The 6,102-nt window shown below is 47.8% G+C and carries 5 protein-coding genes and 1 pseudogene; 5 read left to right on the top strand and 1 reads right to left on the bottom strand.

Translation table 11 applies throughout. The features are described from left to right. The 4 genes and pseudogenes from Mcas_RS18920 to Mcas_RS15670 all read left to right on the top strand — a co-directional run. Positions 1-274 (top strand): annotated as a pseudogene (locus Mcas_RS18920) (hypothetical protein); the annotation flags it as partial. A 302-nt stretch (positions 275-576) separates the two neighbouring features. Beyond that, positions 577-1,350 (top strand): DsbC family protein, encoded by a 774-nt coding sequence (locus Mcas_RS15680; RefSeq protein WP_052567577.1) that lies wholly within the window; start codon positions 577-579, stop codon positions 1,348-1,350. A gap of 153 nt (positions 1,351-1,503) precedes the next feature. Continuing rightward, the gene (locus Mcas_RS15675; protein WP_040336500.1) at positions 1,504-2,271 is read left to right on the top strand and encodes a coiled-coil domain-containing protein; all 768 of its coding nucleotides are present in this window, start codon (positions 1,504-1,506) and stop codon (positions 2,269-2,271) included. Between the two features lie 168 nt (positions 2,272-2,439). After that, entirely contained in the window at positions 2,440-3,696 is a 1,257-nt protein-coding gene (locus tag Mcas_RS15670; RefSeq protein ID WP_040336499.1) for a glutamate-5-semialdehyde dehydrogenase, read from the top strand. Between the two features lie 22 nt (positions 3,697-3,718). Here the strand turns inward: Mcas_RS15670 and mqnE are convergent, their stop codons facing one another. Continuing rightward, entirely contained in the window at positions 3,719-4,783 is a 1,065-nt protein-coding gene (gene mqnE, locus Mcas_RS15665) for an aminofutalosine synthase MqnE (RefSeq protein WP_040336498.1), read from the bottom strand. A gap of 262 nt (positions 4,784-5,045) precedes the next feature. On the opposite strand from mqnE, the gene Mcas_RS15660 reads away from it, so the two are divergent. Next, positions 5,046-5,918 (top strand): RpnC/YadD family protein, encoded by an 873-nt coding sequence (locus Mcas_RS15660; RefSeq protein WP_040336497.1) that lies wholly within the window; start codon positions 5,046-5,048, stop codon positions 5,916-5,918. Positions 5,919-6,102 lie beyond the last annotated feature (184 nt).

Here is a 6,102-nt window from a genome sequence, read left to right as displayed (position 1 = left end):
CGCAAAAACAATATACGATACAAGCAAAAATACTTGGACATGTACCAATAATAAGACAAAAAATACCTCGCCGTGGCAGCGTTTTTACCAAATGTCCACTGCAGAGGCTATAAGATATAATGAACGTACTACAATCGAAAGAGTCAATGGTAGATTGAAGACCGAATTTGGTGGAAATAATGTTTTGGTAAGGGGAAGCATGAAAGTAAAGATGCACTTGATGATCGGAATTGTTGTCTTATTTGCCGATCAAATGTTAAAACTGATAACCTAAACGATAAAAGATACCTAAAAAAAGGTTGTTTTAGCATTATGAGGGAGAAATGCGTCTAAAATCAGAACAAATTGGCAATTATGTCCGATAAAATAGAAGATTTGGAGATTTTTATGTGAGTGAATAAAATTTAGACCTCATTAAAGATGAGAGAGTAGATATTTGTAGGGATTTTTGATTTCTTTTTGCAAGAGGCTCAAGGGATTTGACAAGAACGCAAAGGTTTTGCTAAATTATTTGTACCTGTGGCAACCGGACCGGACCAACAGGGAGGTAAAAAAAATTTTTGAAGGAGATACAACGTGTACAAGAGATTAACACTGTGGCTATGTGTATTTGTCCTTGCGTTATCGACACAGGCCTACGCAAAGGACACTGACAATGCTGCCAGGGAGGCCTTTACCAAACTATTTCCAAAGGTAAAAGTGGATACGGTTACAGAGACAGAGATGAAGGGTGTCTATGAGATAGTAGTTGGTTCTGATATTGCTTATTTTCATCCTGACACCGGCATCCTGATCTTAGGTGAGTTACGCGGCAAAGATGGCAAAATGTTGACACGGGAAAGAAAAGATGCCATAGCGGCATCCAAGGTAAAGGATTTACCTCTGGATAAGGCCCTCAAGATAGGCAAAGGCAAGAGTACCGTAATCGAGTTTACAGACCCCGACTGTCCATTCTGCAGAAAGCTCTCCGAATTTCTGTCCAAACGTGATGACATTACAAGGTATGTATTCCTGTTCCCGCTGGTGCAGATACACCCAAAGGCAATGGATAAGGCCAAGTACATCCTGTGCTCCGATGACAAGGGCAAGGCGCTCGAGGAGGTCATGGCCGGAAAGCATGACGATGACAAATTTGAAGTCTGCAAGGATGAGGCAATAGAAAAGAAAATTACTGAAATTATCGAACTCGGTGCCTCTATCGGGATCAACGGCACCCCATACCTGGTTGTAAATGGTGAGGTTGTGCAGGGCGCAGACATCAAGCGCATAGAAGCCCTGTTGGCAGGCAAGGAGGAAAAGAAAGACTCCTCAGGCGAACCTAAAGCGGAAAAAACAGAGGAAAAGAAATGAAAAGGTAGCTCCTTAACCATTAGGGCAATGGTCGGCACTTGCCATAGATAAGTAACGGCATACCGGCTGGTGTCTCATTAACACAAGAAAAGATACTGGCCGGTTGCTTTTTATTTCGCTGATATTGTATGCTAAATACCTATAGGATAAGTTATGTTAGTGATGTTTGATACATTTAAGACGGTCAAGAGTCTTAGGAATGCCGGTTTCTCTGAGGAACAGGCTAAGAGTCTGACCGATGCCCTGCTTGAAATACAATCCGCAAGTCTGGAGCATCTTGCAACAAAGACAGACCTGATGCTTACAAAAACGGAACTAAAAGATGAAATCGCAGGGGTCAGGGCGGAAGTCGCAAAGGTCAGAGAAGACCTGGCAAGACTCGAAGGCAGGGGCAACACAAGGTTCTCCGATATGGAGGGCAAGTTTGACACAAAGCTCTCCGACTTCGAAGGCAGGGTCAACACAAGGTTCTCCGATATGGAGGGCAAGTTTGACACAAAACTCTCCGACTTCGAAGGCAGGGTCAACACAAGGTTCTCCGATATGGAGGGCAAGTTTGACACAAAACTCTCCGACTTCGAAGGCAGGGTCAACACAAGGTTCTCCGATATGGAGGGCAAGATATCCGGTCTTGAAGTCAAGTTTGATAAAAAGCTCTCCGACTTCGAAGGCAGGGTCAACGCAAGATTCTCCGATATGGAGGGCAAGATATCCGGTCTTGAAGTCAAGTTTGACAAAAAGCTCTCCGACTTCGAAGGCAGGGTCAACGCAAGATTCTCCGATATGGAAGGCAAGATATCCGGTCTTGAAGGTAAGCTTGACAGTAAGATATCCGATGCTAAATCCGATATCATAAAGTGGGTAGCGGCTATGCTTGTTGCCCAGTCTGCGGCCATAGCGGCCCTTGTAAAACTTTTGTAGCTCTAAGGCTGCTGTCCTGCTTCACTCTGTGCTGGTAGTAAATTAGTAAGTTCTGGCAATCCTTTACATCCCCCTGAGACGCACATTGCCGGAGTCTCTGTATTGTCAAAACGGAGCAGGTTTTGATAGACTTGCTTATTGAAGCATAAAAACAGGAGGCATTTTTTTATGGACTTACGGGAATACGTTACAGGCAAGGCGCTTGAGGCACGGGATGGCGCACGTGAACTGGCCAAGGCTTCCGGTCATGTAAAGAAACGGGTGCTCGTTGGCATGGCCGACGCAGTCCGCAACAACAGGGCGGCCATCATCGCCGAAAACGCCAGGGACGTTGTCGCCGCCAGGGAAAAGGGATTGTCTGAGGCCATGATCGACCGCCTGACCCTCAACGACAAACGCATAGAGGAAATGGCCGTGGGGTTGACAGAGGTTGCGGAACTTAAAGACCCCGTTGGTGAGATCACCAATCTGCAACGCAGACCAAACGACATGATGGTTGGCAGGATGCGTGTACCTATCGGGGTTGTGTGTATTATCTATGAGTCGCGTCCAAACGTCACGGCCGACGCTGCCGGATTGTGCCTGATGGCAGGCAATGCCGTTATACTCAAGGGCGGTTCCGAGGCAATACACTCAAACATGGCAATAGTCTCACTCTTGCGTCAAACGCTCACCTCAGAGGGACTCCATGCCGGTGCGGTCACCTTTATCGACAACACGCAACGTGCAGCCGTTATGGAGCTTGTCAAGCTTGAAGGACTCATAGACCTGATCATCCCGCGAGGAGGGGAGGGGCTAATCCGCTCGGTCACTGAAAACGCCCGTATCCCCGTGCTGAAGCACTACAAGGGCGTCTGTCATGTATTTGTCGATGCCCACGCTAATCTCCGGATGGCCGAAGATATATGTTTTAACGCCAAGGTTCAGCGCCCCGGTACGTGCAACGCGATGGAGACGATGCTTGTTGACTCGACCATAGCAGCGGAATTTCTGCCTGCCATGGTGGAGCGTTTCCGGCAGGCCTCCGTAGAGATGCTGGGATGTTCGCAGACGACAAGACTCATCCCACAGGTATCCCCGCTGACGGAGCAGGACTACTACAACGAGTACCTGTCCCTGAAGCTGAACATACGCATCGTCGATTCACTGGATGATGCCATCAGGCACATTGCAACCTACAGCTCCAACCACACCGACACCATCGTCACGGACAACTACCAACGTGCCATGAGATTCCTGCGTGAGGTGGACTCCGCCGCAGTGCTCGTAAATGCCTCAACGCGCCTCAACGACGGCGGACAGTTTGGCCTTGGCGCCGAAATTGGCATATCCACCGACAAGATACACGCACGCGGCCCCATGGGGATCGAAGAACTAACATGCAACAAATTCGTAGTCTTTGGCAACGGTCAACTCAGAGACTAACAACAAAAAACACACAACGTTCTCAGTCAATCTCCTCGTAGAAGGCGTTGCGCTGTACGGGGACCTTTCCGGCCCGTGTCAGCATGTGTTTTAGTTGTGTCACGGTGAGCATGTGGGCAGAGTCGGTGCCGGCGCTGTGTGCGATTTTCTCTTCCATAACGGTGCCATCGACGTCATTAGCGCCAAAGAGTAGGGCCGTCTGGGTCAGCTTTTCCCCCAGCATGATCCAGTAGGCCTTGATGTGCGGGAAATTATCCAAGGCCAGACGGCTGATGGCAATCGTCTTGAGGTCGTCAATTGCCGATGGAAAGGGTGCCTCTATGCTGGTGTTATGCGGTTGAAAGCTCAGGGGGATAAATGCCTGAAACCCGCCGGTTTGGTCCTGCAACTGCCGCAGCGCCAGGAGGTGCTCCACTCTGTCCTGGTATGACTCTATGTGTCCGTAGAGCATCGTTGCGTTTGTCTTGATGTCCATTTCGTGTGCGGCCTCGTGTACTGCCAGCCACCTCTGGGCGAATATCTTTTCGGGACAGAGCACCTCTCTGACCGATGGCGCAAATATCTCCGCACCACCACCAGGCATGGTGTCAAGCCCGTGGGCCTTGAGTGCCTGCAGGGTCTGCCGCAGCCCCAGTCCGCTTATCCTACAGAGGTAATCTATCTCCACGCCCGTAAACGCCTTTATGTGTACGTGCGGGAAGTGCTTCTTTATGGCAGAGAGCAGGTTGAGGTAGTAGATAAATGGCCAATCGGGGTGCAATCCACCTACAATATGCACCTCCACGAGGGGTTGTTGGGATGCCTGCAGCTTTTCGATTATCTCATCAATGGTGAGGGCATAGGCCCCAGCCTGGCCACTTGAGCGACTAAAGGCACAAAACTTACAGCGGTTTACGCATATGTTTGTCGGGTTGATGTGGTGGTTTCGCGTATAATACACGCGGTCGCCGTGGAGTTTGTACGTTACCTCGGAGGCTGCCTGGCCTATCGCAAACAGGTCGTCCGACTCAAACAGCGACAATATATCCGCAGCGTCGAGCCTTAGTCCGTTACCGACCTTATCCAGAATGTGTCCTTCAATTGCCATGGACTATATTATAGCACATACACAATGAACTACGGTAAATTTGTTCTACGCTGTAACACCAAAAAAAAGAAAAGAAGGAGGGCGGTTTACGGCAGGGGCGGGTGCGAAGAAGTCCCCTTGACCCCATTTTCTTAACCCTAATGTTCTAAACATTTATGCTACGTTATTTATAATCCTAAATTTTATATGACAAAATAAATTCACCTTATGTGCAAAAATTAACTGTTGACATGGACACTCATTTGGTATTATTATATTAGTCATGCACCAGAAGTATGATATAGTCTTGAAGGATATCGTTAAAGATGCGCCGCGGAGGTTTCTGAAGCTGCTGACGGGGTATGATACGGGCAAATTCATAGATATCCAGTTCCCCGATATTCAGATCAGGGAGGTCGATATCCTGATTGAGCTGCCGGATGGCAATATAGCCCACATTGAGATGCAATCGTCAAACGACAGCGATATGTTGGGGCGTATGTATCTCTATTCCGGGTTCATATATAACCAGTACAAGAAGTTACCGTTACAGGTTGTCTTGTATATCGGCAATAAGCCATTAAACATGAAAAGCAGTATGGAGTTTAAGCGAATAAAGTATTCCTACGAATTGATAGACGCCCGTACTCTTGATGGCAACCAACTCATTGACAGTGATGACCCTGATGATATCATATTGGCTATTCTGTGCAGGTTCGACGATGCCGATGTTGCGATAAAGAGGATTCTTGCTAAACTCTACCGGTTACAACCCAGAAAAAGGGAGAATTATATACGGAAATTGCTATATCTTGCCGGATTAAAAAACTTGGCCGCCAAGGTAAAACAGGAGGTACTGAACATGCCGATAACAATTGATTTGGATGAATACGAGTTCTTTAAGGATATATTTACAAAGGGTGAACTCAAAGGCAGACAGGAAGGCAAGCTGGAAGGCATTTTGGAAGGCAAACTGGAAGGCAAACTGGAAGGGATAGAAGGGATGCTTGAAATCAAGTATGGTCCGGAGGGACTGGAGCTTATGGATATACTCAGGGGTATTGATAAGGTCGATAAACTTGATGAATTCAGGGCGCTTATCAAGAGGTCCACGTCGGTAACCCAGTTGAGATTGTACCTGCAGGGTAACGCTTGAGCTTGCCGTTGAACAACGTCTGCCGCGGCTATAGGTTTAAATGCGATTCTGCGATGATCGTAAAGAATGTGGAGAAGGAGGTTTTTTTTATGCGTTTGAGAGATTATTTTCAGCCTGATATACCAGGATATCCCAGTTTTGGCGCAGGTCTTGCTCTCTCTCTCTCTCTCTCTCTCTCTACTAC

Origin of the sequence: Candidatus Magnetobacterium casense (assembly GCF_000714715.1) — a bacterium.
Lineage (GTDB): Bacteria > Nitrospirota > Thermodesulfovibrionia > Thermodesulfovibrionales > Magnetobacteriaceae > Magnetobacterium > Magnetobacterium casense.
The sequence above is the reverse complement of the archived record's forward strand: the minus strand, read 5'-3'. Positions and strand labels throughout refer to the sequence as shown.